28 protein-coding genes are annotated in these 23,974 nt (G+C 32.5%); 3 read left to right on the top strand and 25 right to left on the bottom strand.

Features of this window, described 5'->3' with window-relative positions:
- Positions 1-18: 18 nt before the first annotated feature.
- Positions 19-681: a TetR/AcrR family transcriptional regulator gene (locus tag VSF34_RS03175; RefSeq protein WP_326717641.1), complete on the bottom strand. Its 663-nt coding sequence runs from the start codon at positions 679-681 to the stop codon at positions 19-21.
- Positions 682-834: 153 nt separating this feature from the next.
- Between VSF34_RS03175 and VSF34_RS03170 the strand changes: the two genes are divergently transcribed.
- Together VSF34_RS03170 and VSF34_RS03165 are read left to right on the top strand one after the other, a co-directional pair.
- Positions 835-1,830, top strand: coding sequence for an NAD(P)/FAD-dependent oxidoreductase (locus VSF34_RS03170; protein ID WP_326717640.1), 996 nt, complete (start codon positions 835-837; stop codon positions 1,828-1,830).
- Positions 1,831-1,872: 42 nt separating this feature from the next.
- Positions 1,873-2,373 (top strand): phosphatidylglycerophosphatase A family protein, encoded by a 501-nt coding sequence (locus VSF34_RS03165; RefSeq protein ID WP_326717639.1) that lies wholly within the window; start codon positions 1,873-1,875, stop codon positions 2,371-2,373.
- Between the two features lie 115 nt (positions 2,374-2,488).
- Here VSF34_RS03165 and VSF34_RS03160 read toward each other — a convergent pair whose 3' ends face one another.
- From VSF34_RS03160 to VSF34_RS03125, 8 genes are all read right to left on the bottom strand, one after another.
- Positions 2,489-2,611 (bottom strand): IS3 family transposase, encoded by a 123-nt coding sequence (locus VSF34_RS03160; protein WP_326717638.1) that lies wholly within the window; start codon positions 2,609-2,611, stop codon positions 2,489-2,491.
- Positions 2,612-2,706: 95 nt separating this feature from the next.
- Positions 2,707-3,836 (bottom strand): IS3 family transposase gene (locus VSF34_RS03155; RefSeq protein WP_326717637.1). Its coding sequence is split into 2 segments (ribosomal slippage): positions 2,707-3,548 and positions 3,548-3,836, totalling 1,131 coding nucleotides; the frame shifts between segments, so codons are not numbered across the junction.
- Between the two features lie 47 nt (positions 3,837-3,883).
- On the bottom strand, positions 3,884-4,681 hold the full coding sequence (locus VSF34_RS03150; RefSeq protein WP_326717636.1) for an IS3 family transposase: 798 nt from the start codon (positions 4,679-4,681) through the stop codon (positions 3,884-3,886).
- Positions 4,639-5,109: an HTH domain-containing protein gene (locus VSF34_RS03145; protein ID WP_326717635.1), complete on the bottom strand. Its 471-nt coding sequence runs from the start codon at positions 5,107-5,109 to the stop codon at positions 4,639-4,641. Before VSF34_RS03145 ends, VSF34_RS03150 begins: the two co-directional genes overlap by 43 nt.
- A gap of 86 nt (positions 5,110-5,195) precedes the next feature.
- Positions 5,196-5,813, bottom strand: coding sequence for a TIGR01906 family membrane protein (locus VSF34_RS03140; protein ID WP_326717634.1), 618 nt, complete (start codon positions 5,811-5,813; stop codon positions 5,196-5,198).
- A 34-nt stretch (positions 5,814-5,847) separates the two neighbouring features.
- On the bottom strand, positions 5,848-6,612 hold the full coding sequence (locus VSF34_RS03135; protein ID WP_326717633.1) for a TIGR01457 family HAD-type hydrolase: 765 nt from the start codon (positions 6,610-6,612) through the stop codon (positions 5,848-5,850).
- 12 nt (positions 6,613-6,624) lie between these two features.
- Entirely contained in the window at positions 6,625-7,269 is a 645-nt protein-coding gene (locus tag VSF34_RS03130) for a YutD family protein (RefSeq protein ID WP_326717632.1), read from the bottom strand.
- A 4-nt stretch (positions 7,270-7,273) separates the two neighbouring features.
- Positions 7,274-8,638, bottom strand: a complete 1,365-nt coding sequence (locus VSF34_RS03125) for a bifunctional metallophosphatase/5'-nucleotidase (RefSeq protein WP_326717631.1) — start codon at positions 8,636-8,638, stop codon at positions 7,274-7,276.
- Between the two features lie 76 nt (positions 8,639-8,714).
- Here VSF34_RS03125 and VSF34_RS03120 point away from each other — a divergent pair, with 76 nt between their 5' ends.
- The gene (locus VSF34_RS03120) at positions 8,715-9,194 is read left to right on the top strand and encodes a methylated-DNA--[protein]-cysteine S-methyltransferase (RefSeq protein WP_326717630.1); all 480 of its coding nucleotides are present in this window, start codon (positions 8,715-8,717) and stop codon (positions 9,192-9,194) included.
- 28 nt (positions 9,195-9,222) lie between these two features.
- Here VSF34_RS03120 and VSF34_RS03115 read toward each other — a convergent pair whose 3' ends face one another.
- From VSF34_RS03115 to VSF34_RS03040, 16 genes are all read right to left on the bottom strand, one after another.
- The gene (locus tag VSF34_RS03115) at positions 9,223-9,984 is read right to left on the bottom strand and encodes a tyrosine-protein phosphatase (protein WP_326717629.1); all 762 of its coding nucleotides are present in this window, start codon (positions 9,982-9,984) and stop codon (positions 9,223-9,225) included.
- A 29-nt stretch (positions 9,985-10,013) separates the two neighbouring features.
- A complete protein-coding gene (locus VSF34_RS03110; protein ID WP_326717628.1) occupies positions 10,014-10,373 on the bottom strand; it encodes a tyrosine-protein phosphatase in 360 nt (119 codons plus the stop codon).
- On the bottom strand, positions 10,333-10,779 hold the full coding sequence (locus VSF34_RS03105) for a tyrosine-protein phosphatase (RefSeq protein ID WP_326717627.1): 447 nt from the start codon (positions 10,777-10,779) through the stop codon (positions 10,333-10,335). Before VSF34_RS03105 ends, VSF34_RS03110 begins: the two co-directional genes overlap by 41 nt.
- A 149-nt stretch (positions 10,780-10,928) precedes the next feature.
- Complete coding sequence (locus tag VSF34_RS03100; protein ID WP_326716671.1) at positions 10,929-11,987, bottom strand: IS30 family transposase; 1,059 nt, start codon at positions 11,985-11,987, stop codon at positions 10,929-10,931.
- Positions 11,988-12,173: 186 nt separating this feature from the next.
- Positions 12,174-12,932: a tyrosine-protein phosphatase gene (locus VSF34_RS03095; protein WP_326717626.1), complete on the bottom strand. Its 759-nt coding sequence runs from the start codon at positions 12,930-12,932 to the stop codon at positions 12,174-12,176.
- Between the two features lie 98 nt (positions 12,933-13,030).
- The gene (locus tag VSF34_RS03090; protein ID WP_326717625.1) at positions 13,031-13,792 is read right to left on the bottom strand and encodes a hypothetical protein; all 762 of its coding nucleotides are present in this window, start codon (positions 13,790-13,792) and stop codon (positions 13,031-13,033) included.
- Entirely contained in the window at positions 13,782-14,666 is an 885-nt protein-coding gene (locus tag VSF34_RS03085; protein ID WP_326717624.1) for an ATP-binding cassette domain-containing protein, read from the bottom strand. Before VSF34_RS03085 ends, VSF34_RS03090 begins: the two co-directional genes overlap by 11 nt.
- A gap of 145 nt (positions 14,667-14,811) precedes the next feature.
- On the bottom strand, positions 14,812-15,375 hold the full coding sequence (locus tag VSF34_RS03080; RefSeq protein WP_326717623.1) for a hypothetical protein: 564 nt from the start codon (positions 15,373-15,375) through the stop codon (positions 14,812-14,814).
- A 90-nt stretch (positions 15,376-15,465) separates the two neighbouring features.
- Positions 15,466-15,639: a hypothetical protein gene (locus VSF34_RS03075; protein WP_326717622.1), complete on the bottom strand. Its 174-nt coding sequence runs from the start codon at positions 15,637-15,639 to the stop codon at positions 15,466-15,468.
- A 4-nt stretch (positions 15,640-15,643) separates the two neighbouring features.
- Positions 15,644-16,324, bottom strand: coding sequence for an NAD(P)H-dependent oxidoreductase (locus tag VSF34_RS03070; protein ID WP_326717621.1), 681 nt, complete (start codon positions 16,322-16,324; stop codon positions 15,644-15,646).
- 78 nt (positions 16,325-16,402) lie between these two features.
- Positions 16,403-17,302 (bottom strand): beta/alpha barrel domain-containing protein, encoded by a 900-nt coding sequence (locus VSF34_RS03065; RefSeq protein ID WP_326717620.1) that lies wholly within the window; start codon positions 17,300-17,302, stop codon positions 16,403-16,405.
- 119 nt (positions 17,303-17,421) lie between these two features.
- Positions 17,422-18,741, bottom strand: coding sequence for an ISL3 family transposase (locus tag VSF34_RS03060; RefSeq protein ID WP_326717619.1), 1,320 nt, complete (start codon positions 18,739-18,741; stop codon positions 17,422-17,424).
- Between the two features lie 169 nt (positions 18,742-18,910).
- A complete protein-coding gene (locus tag VSF34_RS03055; RefSeq protein ID WP_326718010.1) occupies positions 18,911-20,257 on the bottom strand; it encodes a TrkH family potassium uptake protein in 1,347 nt (448 codons plus the stop codon).
- Positions 20,258-20,361: 104 nt separating this feature from the next.
- Positions 20,362-21,228 carry an ROK family protein gene (locus VSF34_RS03050; RefSeq protein WP_370659269.1) on the bottom strand — a complete coding sequence of 289 codons (867 nt, stop codon included), beginning with the start codon at positions 21,226-21,228 and terminating at the stop codon, positions 20,362-20,364.
- A 75-nt stretch (positions 21,229-21,303) separates the two neighbouring features.
- Positions 21,304-22,809, bottom strand: coding sequence for a carboxypeptidase M32 (locus VSF34_RS03045; RefSeq protein ID WP_326717618.1), 1,506 nt, complete (start codon positions 22,807-22,809; stop codon positions 21,304-21,306).
- Position 22,810: 1 nt separating this feature from the next.
- Positions 22,811-23,962, bottom strand: a complete 1,152-nt coding sequence (locus VSF34_RS03040) for a THUMP domain-containing class I SAM-dependent RNA methyltransferase (RefSeq protein ID WP_326717617.1) — start codon at positions 23,960-23,962, stop codon at positions 22,811-22,813.
- Positions 23,963-23,974: the final 12 nt, after the last annotated feature.

The following is a 23,974-nucleotide window of genomic DNA, read 5'->3' as shown; positions in this document are numbered from 1 at the left end:
AAGACACATCTTCCTCCTTTATTTGGCTACTCCGTATAAGAGCCAATCTAATTTCAAATTAAACTCAGACTTTATAACATCCACATCTATTTTAATTCCTTTTTTCTCAGAACGATAAACATCATTAACTGAGGCAAACAGCGTTAAAAATAACAAACGAATCAACACTAATGACTCACTTTTATTTATCATTTTTAACTTTGAATAATCTAGATGTTCAATTATGTACGCCTGTTGTCTTCTTCTTGCTCTTTGATGAGAATCTTTGTGTTGTTTAAGTGATTTTGTTTCTTCATTGTCATTAAATAACTCATTCCTTCGTTTATAATCCATATGAATAAAAATATTTTTCATTAATTTAGCATACTTGCCAGATAAGGTAAGATGAATGAAATAATCGAAAAATTCACGGAACGTTTTAAAAATATCTCCTTGATTATCATGAAACAATGACATAAATAACTCCTCAGGTTCTTTCCTTAAATTATCACAAATATAATAAAACACGTCGTCTTTATCTTCAAAATACTGATAGAAACTACCACGTGGAATCCCAGCTAATTTGACAATATTAGCAATAGATGATTGATCTATTGGCACCGAGGAAAACTCTGTAATAGCTGCATCAATTATTTTTTGTTGTTTTTCTTCTTCAAGTCTAAAAAATGTCGCCTTGGGCATCCTTTTTCCCCTCACTTTCTTCATTTTATGACACGATGTCATTATATATGACACCTTGTCATTTTTCAACTAAAAGCTTATAATCAAAAAGATATCAATATTTTTTTTTTTGATTTATACTACTCTTGAATGACTAAGTGAAGGAGTAACATCATGACAACAGACATATACGATATTACCATTATTGGCGGGGGTCCAACTGGTTTATTTGCTGGGTTTTATGCAGGTATGAGGCAAGCTAAAACGAAAATAATTGAATCCCTTCCCCATATTGGCGGACAACTAAGCTTACTTTATCCAGAAAAATATATTTACGACGTAGCTGGCTTCCCAAAAATAAAAGCTCAAGAATTAATTGATCAACTCGAAGAACAAATTAAGCCATTTCATCACACCATTTGTTTAGGCGAAGAAGTGTTGATGTTTGATAAAAAAAGTGATCTGATCCATATTAAAACAAGCAAAGGAACTCATTTAACTAAAACGTTGATTATTGCTTGTGGTAAAGGTTCTTTTCAACCTAAAAGATTGACCTTACCTCATATTGATCATCATGAAGGTAAGCAACTACATTATTTTATTCAAGATATGAATCAATTTAGAGATAAAGATATTATGATTTGTGGTGGTGGTGATTCGGCAGTTGATTGGGCACTAATGTTAGAAGACATCGCCAGACAAGTATATCTCGTGCATAGACGCCATGAATTCCGTGCTCATGAACATAGTATCAATTCATTAAAACAATCAAAAATTTCCGTCAAAACACCCTTTATTGTTGAAAGTTTACTTGAAAACAATGGTATATTGGACAGTGTAGAGATAAATAACCCTAGGGAAGATATTAGAGAAACCATTCATATTGATGATTTGCTTGTAAACTACGGCTTCTCTTCATCTCTTGGGCCCATAAAAGAGTGGCCGATTGAAAAAAAGAGACAAACAATTTTAACCAATTCCTCAACAGAAACCTCTAATAGTGGTGTGTATGCCATTGGAGATATTTCTAGTTATGAAGGTAAGGTGCACTTAATCGCTACAGGATTTGGGGAGGCACCGATTGCTGTTAACCATGCGATGAACTATATTAATCCAAAAGAAAGAATTCAACCTATGCATAGTACCAGCTTATTTGAACAAGACAGCTAACTTGCTAGGAAGATGATTAGCTAAAAGGAAGGAAAAAGACATATGACTGTTAAACAAGAAACATTAAGAGCTACTGCAAGAAGATTATTAATCGAGCGAGGCGTTTCAATTAAAGATATTGGGGAATTAGTATTTTTCTTACAAGAAAAATATGTTCCTGACTTAACTTTAGATATTTGTATGGAAAATGTTGAAGCTGTTCTGGATAAACGTGAAGTCCAAAATGCAATTCTAACAGGAATCCAATTAGATATCTCAGCTGAAAAAGGTGAATTGTTACAACCTTTACAAGAAATTGTCGACACAGACGAAAGCCTGTATGGAATTGATGAAATTATGGCCTTATCCATTGTTAATGTTTACGGCTCAATTGGTTTTACAAATTATGGCTACATTGATAAAGTTAAGCCAGGAATTTTAGAAAAGTTAAATGCCCATGATGATAATCAAGTTAATACATTTCTAGATGATATTGTCGGAGCTATTGCAGCATCTGCCGCCAGCAGGTTAGCTCATTCAAAACCTAATGAAGCCTTTGAATAAACATTATAAAAAAGAGTTCCCATTCAGCAATTTAAAATGTACCCTATGTCAAGGACATAATAAAAAAGAGTTCGTCTGTCATCAAGATGATTTCCTAAAGAGGAAGTCATCTTTTTTATGTGCATAACGATTCATAGTAGCTCTGCGGCGTCATTCTGTTTAGTGTCCACTGACCACGGTAATGATTGTAGTAATCCATGTAGTCGTCTACTTCTGTGACAACATCATCATAAGTCACACAGGCGTCAAGATTTAGTTCATTGAATTGGCAACACTTTTCTGTACAAAAATTATAAGGTCTTTATTTTATTTAGATAGTTATTCTATGTTCTGCTAAATAACCTGTTTCAACTCCCAATCTAAACGGTAATTAATCGGGGATTGATAGCCAAGCTTGCCATGTTTTCTAAACTTGTTCCACCAATTGACATAATCCATTAACTCATATTGTAGTTCAAACAATGAGTCAAAAGATTGTTGGTAAATAAACTCAATTTTAAAAGCTCGATAGGTTGCTTCTGCCACAGCGTTGTCATAGGGGCAGCCAGGACGTGATAAAGACCGTTTTATCTGAAACACATCCAATAATTCATCAATACTTTGGTTATCAAATTCTTTTCCTCGGTCTGTATGAAAAATTTCAACATCATCTAATGGCTGTTCAATCGTTCCGATTGCCTGTAGCACAAGGTCCACAGATTTGTTAGGACCACTAGAATGCCCAACTATTTCTCGATTGAACAAATCGAGAATAAAGCAGACATAATGCCACTTTTTGCCTACTTTAACATAGGTTAAATCTGTCACTAAAGCTTCCATAGGTTGCATTTTATCAAATTGACGTGATAAAACATTATCGATTTTCTGTTCATTTTTAGTCGTTGCTTGAGGTTTAAATTTCAGTGTTGTGTAGCTTGAAATGAAATTAAACTTATTCATGATTCGTCGTATCCTTCTTCTTGAAACAATTAATCCTTGATCGTTTAAATCATCTTTAATTCTTCTTGCTCCGTAGGAGTTACGGCTATCTGTAAATGACTCAATGACTGCTTTTTCAACAATAGCTTCTGATTTTTTTCTTTTGACTTCATAATAATAAGCCCCACGAGAAATTTCTAATTTTCGACACATCGCTGATACACTATACTTCTTTTTGTTTTCCCTAACAACTTCTACTTTCGTCCGAATATCAGCGCCGCTTGCTTTAAAATATCATTCTCCATCATCAGTTCTTTATTTAGTTTTCGTAATTCACGCAACTCTTTTTCTTCTGGTGTCAAATTATCTTTCTCTTTGAATGATCCTGACTGATTATATTGTTTTACCCATTTATCAAAGGTTGATGGTGTCAGGTCATATTCTCTTAAAATATCTTTTCTAGGTTTTCCTGATTTATGCAGTTCCACCATTTGTTTCTTAAATGATTCTTTGAAGGTCCGTCTTGGTTTTCTGTTAGTTGTCATGAAATAAGCTCCTACTTTGTTTTTTATTAAGTATAGACACCTTATCTTTATTGTTCAACTAAGTGTAACCTATTCACATCTTTCATATGACCATAAAAGGATTCTTGCGGTGCATTGTCCCAGCAGTTGCCCCTACGGGACATTGATTGAATTAAACCTAGTTCTTTCACTCGCGATTGAAATCCATTGGATGTATAGTGACATCCTTGATCAGAATGAATGAGAGCAGTTGACTCTTCTCTGTTCGTTAGATACGGAGTCAAATCTTCTAATGTTTCTAAAACAAAATCAAGTTTTAAGTTTGGTGAAACACGATAAGCTACAATTTCTTTTGTACAACTATCTTTAATTGTTGAAAGATAAGCATGCTTATTTTGATAATGTAGATAGGTGATATCTGTCAAAAATATCTTTCTAGGTTTTGGTGGATTGAATTGGCGATTAAGATGGTTTGGATGATGGTTACTAGTGCCGAGTGTTTTTGCCATTCGTCGATAAGGATTTGCTTTTCTGATAGGACAAACAAGATTAAATTTTTTCATTAAACGTCTAATCTTTTTTAGGTTCATGACTGTATTAAAGTATTTTTCTAATGTCATCTTGATTAAACGAGCACCTTTATTTCGGTTCTTGAATCGGTATGCTTCTAGAATCAAGGTATAGTCTGAGTAATCTTGGTGATTTTTAATAGAGGCCTCTAAGCATGTTTGGAGGTAATGATAGTAGCCCGAACGAGACACTCCTGCTAGCTGGCACAGGTGCTTCACCTGTGTTACTTTCTGATGTTTCTCTCTGAGTCTTCTTATGACTTCGAATTTTTCGTGGACCGTGAGTTTGCTTTCCAAATCGCCTCTCTCTCTGCTTGTTCTAGCTTTTTTAAAAAATCATTTTCAGCTTTTAGATAAGCCACTTCTGCTTTTAAGCGTTTTAATTCTTCTTTTTCAGTTAACTCTTTGTGTCTTGGGCGACCACTATTGCCAAGTCGTAAATCTTCTAGATTTTCTCCTTGTTTTGCTTTTTCGCGCCACCTGTGGCTGGCAGTATTAATTCTACGCTGTTTCAACACAGTAATATCAAATCCAGCATCACTAAAAATTTGATGAGGTAACTGCCCTTCAGAGTGTTTGAGCACAAATAATTCTTTAAATTCTTTTGTGTAAGTTATCGAAGAACTGCTCACTCGTTTGACATATGGATTTTGTTTTAACTCTTCAATTTCTTCAGTGGTAAATTTATTAATACCCATTTTAGTCACGTCCTTTTTATTTATCATATAAAATACCCCATAGAAGGCACGCTTTTTTTCGTGTCCAATCTATAGGGTACATTTTAATTTAATGAATGGGAACTCTTTTTATATTATCCATTATATTTTTTAGATAGCCTTTTAAATTCCACCTTACCAATAAACACAAATAATAGGATAAATATAATAAATAAACTAAAAAATAAAATAAAACAATGAAAAAAATACTCTTGTGGTAGGGCTAAAATAACAGGGTCCTTTAAAGGATTGAATATCCAATCATCATTTCCAAAAAATAATACTTTGTGAAACAAAATAAACACTTCATTAAAACCTACTGCTACAAAAAACAGAGCGATACCTAGTAATATAAGTAAATAGTTAAGCGGCGTAACTAAAGTCCATAATTGACTCGTTTTTTTCAAATACCATATATAAAAAAAACTATAAATGGCACTCATGATGAACACAACATAATTAACTTGAAATAATATTTTTACCTGAAACATATGAAATGCTCCAGAATTGGATGTTGGAAAATCACTCATCTTCAAATACTTAATCCAAGGATAATTAAAATAATCTAGTAATTGATCATAATTCTTTAGTATAGTAGCAGGACTTAAATCAACATAATCTAGTACATCAGAATGATTTAAATCATAAACATATAACCATCTGGCGTGAATCGTTAGTGTGATAGCTAGTGTCAATAAGCATAATACCAACATCATAAAACCTACCACTTGCTTTAACCTCTCCAAACTAAAATACCCACTCATCTAGACTATTAAGGACTATAGTTGGTGCCTCCTCTAGACTAGCTACTTTTTCTTTTGGTGTAAAGCCAGTTAAAACAAGTAACGTATCAATGCCATTATCAATACCTGCTTTAATATCTGTCTCATAATTATCTCCTACCATAATCACATCTTGCTTTTCTAGCCCAATTCGGCGTAGAGCATTTGTCATCATAATACTTGATGGTTTTCCAATAATAGCTGGCCTAGTTTGGGTCGCTACTTCAATTAAAGCAATCAAACTACCTGCTCCTGGTAAAAGACCTTGATCTGTTGGTATATTTTTATCAGGATTTGTCCCAATAAAATGAGCACCATTTTGAATGGCAATCGTTGCTATCTTAAGTTTATCATAGCTAATATGAGTATCTAGACCAACAATAACATAAGCTGGATTTACCTGGTTCTCTATATATCCTGATGAATAGATAGCATCCCTTAAGCCTTCCTCACCAATCACATAAGCTGTCTTACCTAAGTTCATTTCATCCATATAATCAACGGTTGCTAAGCTTGCTGTGTAGATAGTCTTCGTATCAACTTCAATCCCAAATAAATCTGACAAGCGCTTCTTAACATTTTTAGGTGTTTTAGTCGTGTTGTTAGTGACAAATAAAAAAGGAATAGCATCTTCTTGTAATGCTTCAATAAATTTTTTCCCAGCTGGTATTAGGGTATCACCTAAATAAATAGTGCCATCTAAATCAATTAAATAACCTTTATACGTCAAAACTATCACCTCTTAATCTTCTTTTGTTTTAATTGTAAAATGTCGTTTATCTAATTTTTCTGGTTTAGCTTTTTTAGTAGATTTAGCTGGAGCTGGATTAGTTTTCGTCTTTTTAGTCACAGCTCCTGATTTAGCTTGATTCTTTTGAGATTGTTTCCCTTTATAGTTTGATTTTTTATTACCTTTTTTAGTATCATATTTTTTTTCATGGGTGTGAGCTGTTTGTTTGTTTTTCCCTTGGTTTTTTCCACCTTGAGAAGAACGCCCTCGTCTTTTAAAATCACCAATTTGTTCAATAACAAAATAGGCACATCCAAAATTACAATATTCATATAGGTAATCTGCTAAAGTACCGACTTTAGAATCGATTGGCGCTCCTTTAAAATCATCTTTAAAAAAACCTTTCAAACGTAGCTGGTCATATCCCCAATCCCCTACTATATAATCATATTTAGCTAAAATATCGTTGTAGCGTTTGATAAGTGCCTCATAATCAAACCCTTCTCGGTAATCTTTGACTAAGCGATATGTCCCATCTGAAAGAGCAAAGGAATCTGGATGGTACTTACTTAACATCTCTAAGAGAACCTCATCAACTTCCTCTTCAACAACAAGCTCTTCTACTTTTTCTTCTTTTTGTTCTGGTTTCTTTTTCACTACATTAACACCTCTGATTCTTTTTCTTTAAATACTCCCCTAAGATATTACGTAAAAACTTAGGTCCTAACAAACTAATATCCCCTGCAATCTCTATCGTTGGAAAAAACGGGAGAAAAGCTAGGTGATCAACTGTAACAAATGTGTAGCTTTTATCTTTTTTAACTAATTCACCACACCAATAAGCACTTTTGGTTTTAGCGTCATACTCAAAACCATCATACCATATCTCACCAAAATACTTACCTCGAAATTTCATCCCAACTACTGGAAATCGCCTTAGAAAATCTTTGTTTTTCTCAATTTCTTTAGCTAAACGAATTAAATTTTGACCATCTAAAGTTACTTTAATAAGATTCATCGGATGTGGTAGGCTGTCATGCAAATCTTTAGCTGTGACAATACCTTGTCCAAAACTTTTTAAAAATAACCCAGAATTAACTATAGCCACATCACAATGACTAACTTCTTTCATAGCAGTTAAAGTTGTGGTTATTAATGATTCTTCTTTATCTAACCACTCATCAAGATAACAAATTTTTTGTTGGCTCAACAAGCTATATCCTTTATTATAGTACTCTTTTATCTCTTTTTGATCATCCACATCATCTAGTGTCATTGTGTTATATGTATCTACTGATATGTTCGCAATCTTATGGTCAAACAAGTCTATAGTAATATCACTCACATACTCACCAAATCGACCGGATGAAGCAAGTATCGTTTGATTTATTTTTAGACCATTAGCCAAAAGTTGATGGGTATGAGCTCCCATTATAACGTTTATTTCTGGATATTTTTCAGCAATTCGTTTGTCTTCTGGTAGCCCTAAGTGTGATAAGAGAATGAGTACATCAGCTGTATGACTAACTTGTGGAACAAGACGAGATAACACCTCATCTACCTCCAACACTTGCCAACCAAAAGGCTCATAAGTTAATGTCATAGGTGCTGTTAAACCAATTACACCAATTTTGGTTCCTTGCTTGGTATTTAAATATAAAGTTGGTGTCAGCCAACTTGGATATTTTTGTGTTTGTTTATCTAATAAATTACTTAAAACAACTGGAAAGTTGGCATCTTGATAAAGATGATTCAAGACTTCTTTACTATTTGTAATTCCTTCGTTATTACCAATTGTCACACCACTATACATTGCTTGATTCATTAATTCGATATTAGAAGACCCATTAGTTACATCTGTCAATGGATGTTCTCTGTCTAGAAAATCACCAATATCAAATAAAAAAACAGATTCTCCCTGTGCCTCATAGCTTTTTTTTCTTTCTAACCAGCGTCTGATTTTAGGCCAATTCTCAAAATGTGAGTGGATATCATTCGTTTGAAAGAGATGTATTTTTTCTTGCATCAGACCACTTCCTTTACACAATTATACTACCATAATTCCTTCATATTCGATATGATAGACTAGAGGTGATGATAAAATGTTTTATCAAATAAATGATTATGTCTTAACTATTCAAGCTTCAGATAAAGGTATTACACGAATTGATATTGATCTATCAAACAAGTCCGTACTAAATAATTCAATGACGGTAACAAATCTACATATCAAGCAGTGTTTAAATGAACTAGATGAGTATTTCTTAGGTCAAAGACAGGTTTTTACTGTAGCTCTGGATATTAACTCAGGAACTGAATTTCAGCAAGACGTCTGGCAAGAATTAACTAACGTCCCCTACGGATCAACTATGTTCTACCAAGAAATTGCAGAACAAATTAACCGTCCAAAAGCTTGTCAGGCTATAGGTCAAGCTAATAAAAAAAATCCCATTCCTATTTTAATACCTTGCCATCGTATCATTGGAAAAAATGGTAAACTAACAGGTTATCAGGGTAAGAGTTCTGCTGGATTAAATTTCAAACAATTTTTACTCACTTTAGAACAAAAAAATAGAGGTTGACATTTAAGTCTTCCCCTATTTACTAACTTTAAGCTGTTGTGTATAAGTTAATCATTTGCTCTTTAAAATCTTTTGGTAAACCTAAACCTTTTGTCAAATAATTATCAACTGAACCATATTCTGATTCAATTGTTTTAAACGCTGCCTCGATATAGCTCTTATCAACATCTAATGTCACAGCTAGAATTTTTAATTCTGCAGGAGTTGCTCCAGCTTTTTCATACTCTGCTAATTGAACTTTATTGGCTGCTTTTCGCTCCTCATTAGTTTTCAAGTAGTCTGCTAAAATTAACTCTTGAGAGACATTCAAACTATAAAGAATTAGAGCTGCCCCAATACCTGTTCTATCTTTTCCATCTTGACAATGGAAAATTGTCGTCTCATTTGGATGTTCTAAAAATCCCATTAAGAAATCATGATAGCCTTTACGCCCTGTTTCTGAAGTCACGTAGCGATTATATGTGTCAATCATGATTTTATTTGGATCGATTTTAGAAGCGACCTTAGCTAACTTAGCAAAATCTTGAGCTGAAAATGATTCATCTTGTCCTGCAATATCAATTTGTTTATAACTCACAGTATCAATTGCTTCATCTGGGTCACTTTCAATTTCTCCAGTTGATCTAAAATCAATATCATGTTTTAATTGATAGTCATTTAATAATGAATCAATATCCAATGGAGATAAATTATTAACTACAGCACTCCTTAAAAATTTTTTTTCTACTACTGTACGTGCGTCTTGTGTTTTAATACCACCAATATCTCTGAAATTAATTAAATTTTGCATTTGTTCTTCATCCTCCTTCAAGTTTTATTTCAAGCTAATATTGTATATAATTTCATCATTTGTTCTTTAAAATCTGCGGGTAATCCTAAACCTTTAGTGAAATAATTATCCAAATTACCATATTCAGACTTAATTTTATTGAAGGCTGCCTCAAGATAAGTTGGATCTGCTTTTGACATCTCCTCAAGTTGATCAATTTTCTCAGCACTTAATCCTGCTTTTTTATATTGTTCCATACTAACTTTATCACTATTTTTTAAACCTTCATTTGTTTTCAGATAATCTTCTAAAATTAACTCTTGAGAAACATTTAAACTTGAGAGAATAAGCGCTACTCCAATACCTGTCCTATTCTTTTCCGCCAGTACAGTGAAATAATGTTGTTTCATTGGGGTGAGTCAAAAAACCTGTTAAAAATTCACTGTAAGCTTTACGACCAAACTCTGAGGATACCATTTCTTCGTAACCTTCAATCATAATTTTTTTTCCATCAAGCTTCACATCAGGATTAGTCATATTAGCCTGAACAGCTGCTGCTTGATCATTTTTAGCTCCAATAACATCAAGATGTTCATATGTTACTCCCTCTATAACCTCATCAGGTACTTGTTTAACTTCTAATGCTGATCTAAAGTCAATATCCCACTTTAAATCAAACACATTCAATAATTCACTAATATCACTTTTTGATAAATTAGCAAATTCAGCACTTCTCAAAAATTGTTTTTCTATAACAGTACGACCATCAATCGTCTTGATACCACCAATATCTCTAAAATTCTCTAGGCTTTCCACAATAATCCCCCTTTTAATATCATATTTACTTTAAGCATACATTAAACAAATTTTTGTTATCAAACAAATAAGACTCTAAATTGCAACATTAAGTTAGCCACTCTGGTAAAAATATCTAAATATCAGTGTTATTTTATTGAACCCCTTACTTACCAACATGTTTTGATCTTTAGATTTTGAATTTCTTCTAAAAATAATGTTGCTGGTTGTCTATAGTCTAAAATTTTACGCGGCAAAAGATTAACTTTTTCAGTAGCCAGTTGTATGAACTGCTTTGAGTAGTGACAGATAGGCGTTCCTTTCGGAACAAATTGCCGTAATAAACCATTATGTCTTTCGTTTGTTCCTCGTTCCCAAGATGAATAAGGGTGAGCAAAGTAGATATCAGTCATTTGTTGCAGAGTATCATCAAGTGAGCTAAATTCACTGCCATTATCAGCAGTAATCGATTGAAATATGCTACTAAATCGGGCTCTTCCAAACTCATATTTTAACTGTTTAATAGCGTAACTAACAGACTCTTCAGTATGATCATCTAGAACAACAGTAATCATGTAGCGAGTTTTTCTTTCAACAAGTGTAAGTAGAGCATTATCATCTTTAGATTTTGAACCAATGACACTGTCTATTTCCCAATGACCAAACTCTTGTCTAGAATCAATTTTGCTAGGTCGTTCATCAATTGATTTTCCAAGAGCTTTTTTATGCTGACGACTTCTTTTCTTTTTAGGTGATAGTCTAACTTTCATCTTGAGATGATGATTTCTGACTGGTAAAAAACCTTTATCAATATAGTTATAAAGTGTCTTAGTAGAAACAATAGGTTTATCCCAAGTCCCTAAAGACTTGATAAAGCCAACAATTGCATCTGGTGACCAATTAAAGTCTATCATTTGTTTACAAGCATAATTAATAAAATCAACAGCACTAACTAGCTTAGATTTCGAACCACAGCGTTTCCTGTTTTCTATGTATTTAGCTTGCCCCGTATCAGCAAAATAGAGTTGTTTAGGTTTCTTATTTTCTTTGATTTGCGTGGTCGTTCCTCGTTTAAGCTCATTACTTATTGTTTGATGGTGTCGGCCTAATCGTCTACCAATTTCTCTATTAGAGTCTCCCATATTATGCCAAACTTCAATAAGCTGCCTTTCCTTTAAGGAAAGATGTTTATAACTAGATGTCTTTGTGTTATTCTTAATTTTCACCATGATAAAAATTCCTTTCGTTGTTGGGTAGTTACTTCAATGATACACGAATTTTTACCATGGTGTTTTTTTATTATTTTAGAGTGGCTAACTTGATTTTACAACTAAGCCAAACAAATAAGACATTGAACAACGAAAAAAAATATATAAAAAAACTAGCTTATTGTCAGCTAGTTTTCATTTTTGTTATTAATATGTATACAACTTTTGCATTTGTTCTTCAAAACCATGATTTAGTTTCAAAGCTTTAACAAAATAGTTTGATACTGATCCATAGTGTTTTTCAATGGTTGAAAAAGCATGCTCCAAGTATTTACGGTCGACATCTAACATAATGCTTGCTTGTTTAATTTGAGCTTCTGGTAAACCTTTTTCTTTTAATTCTTTTAAAAGTTTCTCATTAGCACCTTTTCTAAGCTCATTGGTTTTTAAATAGTCTTCCATAATATTTTTTCTAGAGACATTTAAACTCGATAAAATAAGGGCTGCAGCAACACCTGTACGGTCTTTACCTGCATAGCAGTGGAATAGAGTTGTCTCATTTGGATGATCAATAAATGCTTTTAAAAATTCTGAATAACCTTTTTGAGCTGACTCACTCATAACAAGCTCTTCATAAATTTTCATCATTGATTCTACAGCACCAGCTTCTGGGTTTAATAAAGCATCCATACTAGCACCTTTACCTGTTACATCTGCTAATATGTCAATATACTCATACTTAACACCTGGAATGTCATCATCTTTAGCTTGTTCTACTTCACTTTGACTTCTAAAGTCAACAATAACTTTTAACTTATATGTATCTACTAATGCTTTTTTATCTGCTTCTGATACGTCAACAACTTCATCACTTCTCAAAAATTGATGATGAACGACCTTTGTACCATCATTTGTTGTAATACCACCTAAATCTCTAAAATTTACTATTGTTTTTATTGTTTCCATAGGACCTCCGAGGTTGCTTTTATTATGTACCTTTAATTTAATTCTAGCCTATAGCAGTTTTTTTAGCAAAGAAAAGCCCTTTTATAAACATAAAAGGACTACACAATTGATAATATTCGTCTGATTTCTAATTTTTTTGCCTTGTGTAATGTTATCAGATAACATATTAAACTAAGTATAAGACTAATAATAGTTGGAACAACAATAGCAGGAACAACCTGTTGAGAGATACCTCTAATCATACTAATAAAGGTCAAGATAACTCTTACTGCTGTCTCAGGTAAATAGTGGCTACCAATACCAATAAGTAAAACAAGTATTAAAACAACTAATAAAACGACTGTAATTTGTTTTTGTGACAATGGATACATAAAAACTGTCACAAGATTTGCTAATTGAAATAACATAAAAAAGATTAAAGTTAAAAATAAAACATCAATAACTAATTTTAAAATGGGTTCTTGGACCAATTCACTAGAATAAATGGTATTAACCAAATCATCTCTAATAAATACATTTAGAAAGAATATTTGTTTATATAAAATATGAACTAATTCAAAAAATATACTGACAATCAAACTTATAATTAACTGAACGACAATCGTCTGATTTATGATACTTTTTCTCGTGTAAGAATGATAACTAAAATATGTCAAACGATGCTTCAAATTAATGAATGAATAAACTAAGAAATAAGTAGCAAAAAAATACGGGATACCACTGACAGCAATAGCTCCACCATTGTATGCTTGTAAAGATATATTTAAGATAATATATAATAAATAGACAATAAGTAACACAAGCGAGGCTTTCATATAGGATATTAACTGTGCTTGTAAAACGCCTTTTTTATTGATCACTGACTGATACTTCCTCTCTATATGCATTTCTTGTTAGTTGGATAAATAAGTCTTGTAGATCAAGTTGCTCAACTTTTAAATTATCATATCCAACAAAATCACTAGCACTAGCTTGAACATAAGCTCTAATGATACCATTATCATATTCTTGACCTAATAAAATATCTTTACCATGTAAAAATTCTCTGATATCACGTTCATTTCCTTCGATAGCAAAAGCTTGTTCTACAACATCTTTTACATCATTGGCAACAAGAACTTGACCTGATTCTAAAATAATCACATCATCAATGATATCTTGTACCTCATCAATAGTATGAGTTGATAAGATAATCGTTTTTGGATAGCGCTCCATACTGGCTTCCATATCTTTATAAAAATGATGACGGTAAGTTGGATCTAGTGAAAAACCTGGCTCATCTAATAATAAATAATCTACATCTAAACTCATAGATAAACAATTTCTAAACAAAACTTTTTCTCTTAAACTTAATTGATAAAAATGTAATTTTTCTGAAATATCATATTTAGCCATTAATTGATGACAAACTTTAGGGTGAAACGTTGAATAAAATGTCGTCATATCTTTAATAATTTTCTTTAATGGAACTTCTCTTGCAAATATTTTATCATGGGATTGAAAATATATTTTTTCAACCATAGCTGGAAACTTAGCTAAGTCCTTACCATCAACCTCAATGTACCCTTCAGAAGGGTAACATAAGTTAGCAATCATTCTTAGTAACGTTGTTTTACCAGAATCATTTGGTCCAAACAAACCATATATTTTATTTGGCTCAAATACTAACTCAACATCATTTAAAACTAACATATCATTAAATGTTTTAGATACTCCTCTAATCTCTAATGTCATACAGATTTCCTTTCTCGTCCTACCTGACTTTCCTTTTTAACCCTTTTCCTTCATGATAGGACATGAACGTTACAAGTAGATGTCAATTTCGTGACAAATTCGAGTAAGATGACAACAATTTAACAAAAAAGAGCCATAGATTTCTCTACCACTCTTCCCCACCGATTGCTTGATCAATGTATTCAATTTTAATGTCTTTTGCTAACCCTTTAAGCTCTAATATTTCTTCATCAGTTAGTTCTTTTTTGCCAAACATAGCCACCGAAAAAATAATGTCTCCGGTTTTCGCTTTGTACATCATCGCTTTATTATCTTTACTAGACTGAATAGCCTCTTCTTGAACACCTAAGTATTGAACTTGTTCTGCTTGGTCCCAGTTAACCCCTTCAAGCTCATAACCATTTATCTCACCATAAATAGGTTGTTCTTTATCAGCAGCATTAATTTGGATATAAGTATCCCGATTATCTTTTTTTTGAAATGCTCCCCATAACGTTTCTTGAGTAAAATTACCATTTGATAATTGATCATATGATTTATTGTTAAAACTAATTTTAGTATTGCCAACTAAAACATTATTAATCACATCACTACGTTCTTCTTCTTGATCTTTAACAACCATCCCAGTAGGCTCAGTTTCTTTTAAATCATTTGTTTCACTGTTTTGTGTATTATTTTTACCACAACCAGCTATGCCTAGTGTTATCATAAATATTAGGACATACCATTTTATTTTCATTGCCTCACCTATTATTTTTATATTTTATTCATCATACCAAATAACATAAAAAAGATAAAGTTACCACTTATTTGGACTCCAAAGTGTTCCATCTAATTGACCTTCTAGCTGCTCTTTTCGCTTATATTGTTCAATTAAGATTAGCTCTAATTCTTTTAAAAGGGCATCAATCTCATAAACTTGCTCTTTTTCTTGTAGTATTTTGATTTGTTCAAGTCCCCATTGTTGATTCATATACTCACTCCTCACTCATCTGTGCTATTGTGTCAGATAAATCATCTATGTCATCTCGATTTTCTTCTAATATTTGTAATATACCCATTAATTGATGATCAGGGTCTTTCAACATATCTTTTTTAGACAATGCTTTTAGACGATTAATAACCCATTGTTCTTCAGCTTTAAAACTACCTTGACGATTCAAAGTCAGATATTGTTGATAATTTATTAATAGCTGTTTTTTTTCTAAGTCTGATAGGTAGTCAAATAAAGAGATACTAAAAGGTGATAGGTACACCATTTGACACTTTAAGGCAATTCCTTGAAAAGGCTTAAGGAATTCTGAAAATGTAAAGTGTTCCCCTCCTCCAGCTGTGTATTGTTTTTCTGACACCCCTGTACTAACGACTATACCGAATTCTTTTCCTTTTAATTTTGAGTTATATATACCTGGGGTTAATACTTGTTCAAACCAAGAATATAAAGAAGACGGCGCACTATACCAGTACATGGGAAACTGAAAAATAATCCGATCTGCTTCTTTCATTAATTGTTGAGCTAATGGGACATTTAACTGCTCCATATGACTCTGTAAATCATACCAGTAAACTGTTTCCATATTTAATACAGCTTCTTTTAAAAAAGTTTGCGTGTTTGATTGATGCCAATCTGGATGAGCCATTACAACTAAGGTTTTCATCTATCCATCCTCCAAATTTTTTCTTTCTTGTCATAGTATATCAAAAAAAGCCACCCTTTGGTTTAGGTGGCTTTCGAATTAATCAACTTTATAGTCTGAAGCGTCATAAATAGCATGGATTGTTTGTTTTAAATGATAATCATATTCGAATTCTGTTTCTTCATATGACAATCCTTCAGTTAAAGCTCTTGAAAAGCTAGCAATCATATCATGATTTTCACTTAGTTTTCTATCAGCTTCAGTTTGTCTTAATCCACTTGAAGAAGCTAGTATACGAACAACATTAGGATACTCTATTAAATCATGATAAAAATCAGCCTCTTCAGGTAGTGTCAACTTGATAGTGATCAACATATCCTTTGGAAGTGCTCGTATAGCTTGGTGCAGTTCTTCTTTTAAATAAACTTCAGCCTGTTTTTTGTCTGGAATATGTAATTCTATATTGGGTTCAATAACTGGTAAGAAGCCATCTTTATACACTTTTTTAGCGATGTCAAATTGTTGCTTCACGATATCTTTTATACCTTTTTCATTAGCAGCACCAATAAGAGAACGAGTTTTCAAACCAATAATTGGATATTTTTTAGCCTGTTCAATCAATTCATCATACTCAGTCAAATCCTTCATCAACTGAACGCCATTTTGCTTTGGTGCCAGACCTTGATCGATTTTTAAAAATGGCAAGATTTCTTTTTCTTCCCATAAATAATTTGGAAAATCTTTTCCATAAATTTGCCTGTTCAAAGAATCTTTATATAAGATTACACCTAATACATACTTGGCATTAAACTCTGGGCTAATGACCATTCTTGTTCTCATATCATGAACAATCATATGCATCTCTTCTTCTGTTTGATAAGTTTCATCAGGTATACCGTATTTTCTCAACGTGCTAGGTGTTGTTAAGTCACCTTGGTCCATTGCGGCTATAAATCCAGGATGCTCTTTTATAATTTTTAAATTCTCTTCATTTAACATTTTAGAATTCCCCCTTCAATATGAATAAACTTGTTTTCACAAGATTATTTAAAACAAAAAAATATCATTTAAATAACGGCTCTTCGTCAAATGATGTGGATGAGTAAAATTAAGTGAATTTAGGCAGCAGAAACCGAATGGTTTTTGCTGCTTTTTTGTTTGTCTTTAAAACTAAGTAAAATTCTGTATTTATAGTTCTGAAAATTTCTATAGCCGTAAGCTATTCGTTTGATTAATTTAATTTTGTTTATGGAACCTTCTAAACAACCATTTGAATAAGCGTATTTAAAGGTGTTTTCAATTCTTGGTAAATGCTTCTTTAGTGTTCGAATCGAGGTTTTCATTGGAATAGAGATATCTTCGTTAGCTAATAATAATAGATCAGAAAAAGTGTCAAAATCATTGTTTTTACTACAGTATAATAGTTCTTGATAAAGTTTATAAGTTTCTGATAACTCTTTGTTTAAGCTAAGTAAATAATCCATGACATCTGTTTCAGGTAAAATACTCTTAAATAAACGCTGATAACGATAATCTGTATAATTCAATTCATTAGAATCTTTTAAAAAGAGTTTCCAATATTTTTTTAGTTTTCGATAATTTTTCATGTCAGTTACATTCGATGTGCGATAACGATTCATCGTCTTAATTCTAGTTATGTTTAAAGAGCGACTGATAAGTTGAACTAAGTGAAAGCGATCAATAATCACCTCAGCATTAGGAAATAACCTTTTGGCTAATTTAAAATAGGCTGCATTCATATCAACGACAATTGTTTTTACTTGGCGACGAACCTTTAGAGAGTACTTAAGAAAGTGTTTCTCTAGTGTTAGCTTTTTATTATCAATGAGAATATCGATAATTTGGTGTGTAGAGGAATCAGAGAAAATAAAACTGTACTTGCCACTATTGTTTTTAACCGAAGTAAATTCATCAAAACAAAGGTTTTGAGGTAAATATAAAAATTGATTAGATAAGTCTTTACCACCAGATACTAAAATTCTATTAATCGTTGTTGATGAAACAAAATGTCTTTTAGCTAAATCTTTAAACGAGATAGCATCACTTAACTCAATAAGAATTGATTGCTTCACTCTTTTAGCGATAAAACAATGTTTCTCAATTTCTGAAGATTCAGCTAGAAAAGAGGAGTCACAATGACGACAAAGAAATCTCTGTTTCTTTAATAAAAGATAGGTTGGGTAGTGAGCCACACTTAACCACTTTATTCGAGAAGAAATAAACCCATTTTTCACAATAGAAAATTGTTCATTTTTAATGCCACAACAAGGACAAGCCGAAGGAGTGTAAGTAAGAATACCTTTATAAATCTTGGATCTTATCCCTTTAATAAGCTGTTCCTCACAAAAAATAGAATCGAAATAAATATTTTTATCTTTTAAATCTAGCGATAGTCGAATACAATGGTTATGAGACATACGAATCTTCCTTTCTAAAATTTGGTTTGGTCACTTTAATTTTAACGGGAAAGTTCGTATGTTTCTATTATTTTGTAAAAAAATAGATGCGAATGAATTTCTTCATCCACATCAAAAATTATACAACCTAAATAACAAATCAAAAAAAGTATGAATCTCCTTTGATAGATTACCCTACTAAGACACTTTCTTTTGGATAGCTATAATTATTATGATCACTTGGATCTCTACTTAATATAGCATACATTACAGTATATAATCCAACCCTACCAATAAACATTAATGTCATAATTAAAAACTTTCCAAAAACAGTTAAATCAGGTGTTAAGCCCATAGTTAAGCCCACAGTAGCAAAAGCTGATACTACCTCAAAAAATACATACTCAATACCTGAATTTTCAGGTATAAATTCTGTCATTGATAAAATTAAGGCACTAAGTAAACAAATCACTGCTGCAAAAAAGAAAAATACAAATGATTTCATTACGATCATCTTAGGGATAGTTCTTCCTTGAAATTCTGCTTCATTACGTCCTTTTAATGTGCTTTTCAATTGAACTAGTAACACACCGATTGTTGTGGTTTTTACACCACCTGCTGTTGAACCACTTGTTCCACCAATGAACATTAATACTAGAGTTAAGATAATACCAGCATAACTCATTTTTCCATAATCGATGGAAGCAAAACCAGCTGTTCTAGGTGTCACACTTAAGAAGAAACTATTAACAATCTGATCTACTAAAGGCATATGTGAAAATCGGTCCGTTATCATAAACAAAATAGTTCCACCTACTAATAAGCTAAGTGTGACAGTCAAAGCAATTTTAGTATGCAAAGTCATACGTTTATCTTTTTTGTAATAAAGTAAATCATGCCACACAATAAATCCAAAATCACCGGCAATTATCAAACCAGAAATAACTAGCAAAACAAATGGATCTTGTTGAAAGCTTAGCAAACTATCTCCAAATAAATCGAAACCTGCATTACAAAAAGCCGAAATAGAGTGGAATAGTCCAAAGTATAAACCAGTCATAACACCGTATGTTGGTATAAATTTAATACTTAATAAAACAGCTCCAATTAGTTGAACACTAACAGAGAAGCTAATGACAAATTTAAACAAGCTAACGACTCCACCTGTATTATCAAAATTTATCATCTCTTTCATAAGTAATCTTGACTGAAGTGAGACTTTTTTTCGAAACATAATAGCAATCATTAAAGCGACAGTCATAAATCCTAATCCACCAATTTCAAATAAAACTAACATAATACTGTGCCCTGTTGTATTAAGCACTTCTGAAATATTAATTGGAGTAAGACCTGTGACACATACAGCAGACGTTGCAACAAATAATGCATCAATAAAACTTAAATCTTCTCCCGGATTTTGACTCATTGGTAGCCACAATAAAAAGGCTCCAATTAAAATAAGTAATAAAAATATTAGAGTAATAAATTGGACGTTATTTAACTTTTTTCTACTCATTTTTTTTATATTATTCTTCATACTAACCAACTAGATATTCCTCCTATATCTATATTCATTGGCTCATTGTACTCCCAAACTGAGCAATTCTCAATATAAAATAAATGTTTTCTGTAAACTTTCTTTTATTTAGTTTCATAAGCATTTTTTGCTAGAAGTAAACACCCGATAATTCCTGCATTGTCTTCTAGTTGACATGGTACAATATATTCAGATAGTTTTGGCGTTTCAACATAACCATTCATCAATGATTCAAATTCTTTGTAGATTAGAGGATATAATTGATCTTGTTTCATCACACCACCCCCGAAGATAATCATCTCTGGTGATACTGTTAATGTGTAATTAACTAAAGCTTGTGCTAAGTAATATGCTTCTATTTCCCAAGAGATATGATGTTTAGGTAAGTCTTTTGCGTCAGTATCAAACCTTTTACCAATGGCAGGCCCAGCTGCAATTCCTTCTAAACAATCTCCGTGGAAAGGGCAAAATCCTGCAAACATATCTTCAGGATGTCTCCTAACTAAAATATGTCCAGCCTCAGGATGAGAAAAACCATGAATAACTTCCCCATCAATAACAATACCTGCACCAATCCCAGTACCTACTGTAATATACATACAACTACCCTTACCCTTAGCTGCTCCCATTTTCATCTCACCATAAGCAGCAGCATTAACATCTGTTGTAAAGCTAAAAGGTACATCATAGCGATCTTTCATAACATCTAGAAACGGATAATGTTGCCAAGCAACTTTAGGAGTAGATGTAATATTACCATAAGTATCAGATGAAGGATTAACATCAATTGGTCCAAAAGAGCCAATCCCAAAAGCATCTACATCATATTTGTCAAAAAATTCAAAAACATTTAACATCGTCTCTTCAGGTGCTGTCGTTGGAATACTGATACGTTCTTTGATTTCCATATTTTCATCACTTATTGCACAAATAAATTTAGTACCGCCTGCTTCAATTCCACCTAATATCATTATTATTCCCCTCTACTTTTACAATTTCATTTTCAAGTTATTTTAACATATGATATAACAAAAAACTATATAAAATTAATTTGTTATATCATATACGTTAAAATACAACTCACGCATGTAATCAATTAAATATTGAGGGTTTAATGTTTCCCCAGTTGCTGCCATAATTAGTTCATTTGGTTTTTTAGAACTTCCGTACTGATGAATATGTTTAGTTAACCACTCTCTAATTGGTGAATAATCATCACTTGCCAATACTTCTTCTACATCAAATTCTTTATTCATAGCATGATAAAGTTGTGCAGCATACATATATCCAAGAGCATATGAAGGGAAGTAACCAAAGCTTCCACCAGCCCAGTGAACATCTTGTAAAATGCCATCTGTATCATTATCAGGTCTAATTCCTAAATATTCTTCGTATTTATCATTCCAAATCTTTGGTAAGTCCTCTACCTTAGCATCACCGTTAAAAATCATTTTTTCAATCTCATAACGAATAATGATATGAATTGGGTAAGTCAGTGAGTCTGATTCAATTCTAATTAAACTTGGTTTTGTTTCTTTTAATCCCTTATAAAATTCCTCTTTAGTGATATCAGTAAATGTGTCTCCAGTTAAACTAACTAATAAAGGATATTGTTTATACCAAAATGCTTGACTTCCACCAATCATAATCTCATTAAATAAAGACTGAGACTCATGAATACCCATAGATACTCCTCCAGCAAGAGGTGTGTAGTCATATTTAGCATCAACTTGTTGCTCATACATACCATGCCCAGCTTCATGGATCACACCTAGAGTAGCCATAGTAAAATCAGACTCATCCCAACGTGTTGTAATACGGGCATCATTACGATTTAAATTAAGCATAAATGGATGAATCGTATCATCTAGACGACCACGAGAAAAATCATAGCCTAATTGCTCAACAACGTCTTTAACAAATGCTTCTTGATTTTCTTTTGAAACAAAACGGTTTACAAAATCTGTGTTAGGTACTGTTCCTCTTTCACTGATTTCTTTTCTAATTGAAATAATCCCATCTCTCACCTGGGAAAAGACGTCATCTAAGATTTCAACTGTCATACCAGGCTCATACATGTTTAATAACACGTCATAATTTGTTACCTCATCTTTTTTCCATAAAGGAATAAACTCTTTTGTATAATCAATAATTTCTTTTAATGTAGGCTCAAAGATACTATAATCTTTTGCTTCACGTGCCTTAGCCCATACACTATGAGCATTTGATAACACTTTAGAATAAGCTTGGTATTTTTTAGGTGGAAGATTATTATTTAAATCATAATCTTCCCGTGCCTTACCATAAACTAAACGAGTAAAATCACTTAATTCATCTGTATTAGCTTCAAAATAATCCATGAATTCCTTCATTGTCTCATTCGTTGCTTTTTCAAAAGCCATACCTGCTAAATAACTAGACATTTCAGCACGGTAGCTAGCACCCATTTCTGGCATACCAGTTTGACTATCCCACTCAGCTAGTCCAACAGCTTCCCGAATTAAGGCAATCTCTTTTAAATAATCTAAAAAGGCTTGTTCTTTTGTTGTCATACTAAGCTTCCTCTCTTTTTACTCTTGGTGGTCTTTTACCCCAATATTGGAATAAATCTGTTCTGATAGCTCCGTTATAAAGTTTACGTTTTTTCGTTGCCTTAGAATTATAGTATGTTTCAAAGTGTAAATCACTTGTTAAAACATAGACACTCCACGTATCTAACTTTTTATAAACTTTTCCCATTTGGCGATAAATTTTTCTAGCTTCTTCTTCTTCGCCTAAACGCTCTCCGTACGGTGGGTTAGCTACAATAACACCGTATTCTTTTGTTGTTGTAAAATCTTTTAATTGCATCTGTTTAAATGAAATATCATCTGCAACACCAGCTGCTTTTGCATTTTCCTTAGCAATTTCAATCATCTTATGATCAATATCTGTTCCTAAAATATCTAATTCAACCTCATGATTAATCGCTGCTTTTGCTTCTTTTCTAAGTTCTAACATAATAGAATCATCTACCCATGGCCAGTCTTCAAATAAAAAGTCTCGTTGTAAACCTGGTGCAATATTTCTACCCATTAAAGCTGCTTCAATACAAAATGTTCCAGAACCACATACCGGATCATAGAATGGGCGGTTATTTCTCCAAGTTGTCAGTGAAATAATGGCAGCTGCCATATTTTCTTTTAAAGGAGCCCCTCCTTTTTCTAAACGATAACCACGCTTGAATAAACTTGATCCTGTTGTATCTAGAGTAATAGTTACTTTATCTTTTAATAGTGCTATTTCAATTGGAAACTTTGCACCTGTTTCTGGTAGGCGCCCGTATCTTGAATAGTAGTCACTTAAACGATTAACAATCGCTTTTTTTGTCAAAGCCTGGCAGTCTGATACACTAAAAAGAGTTGATTTGATTGATTTTCCTGAAACCGGAAATTCTGCATCCATTGGTAAAAAATCTTCCCACGGCAGTTCTTTAACTTGATCAAATAGTGATTCAAATGTTATGGCTTCAAACTCACCTATAACAATTTTTATTCTATCAGCTGTTCTTAGCCAAAGGTTAGCTTTTCCAATTGTTTCTAAATCTCCATGAAAAATCGCACGACCATTTTCAACTTCACAAGGAATACCTAAATCCTTTAATTCTCTTCCAACTAGAGCCTCAATGCCACTAGCAGCCGTTGCAATTAATTTATATTCTTTCATTTTTTTTACTCC

The sequence above is a fragment of the Vagococcus jeotgali genome (assembly GCF_035918315.1).
GTDB classification, from domain to species: Bacteria; Bacillota; Bacilli; order Lactobacillales; family Vagococcaceae; genus Vagococcus; species Vagococcus jeotgali.
The sequence above is the reverse complement of the archived record's forward strand: the minus strand, read 5'-3'. Positions and strand labels throughout refer to the sequence as shown.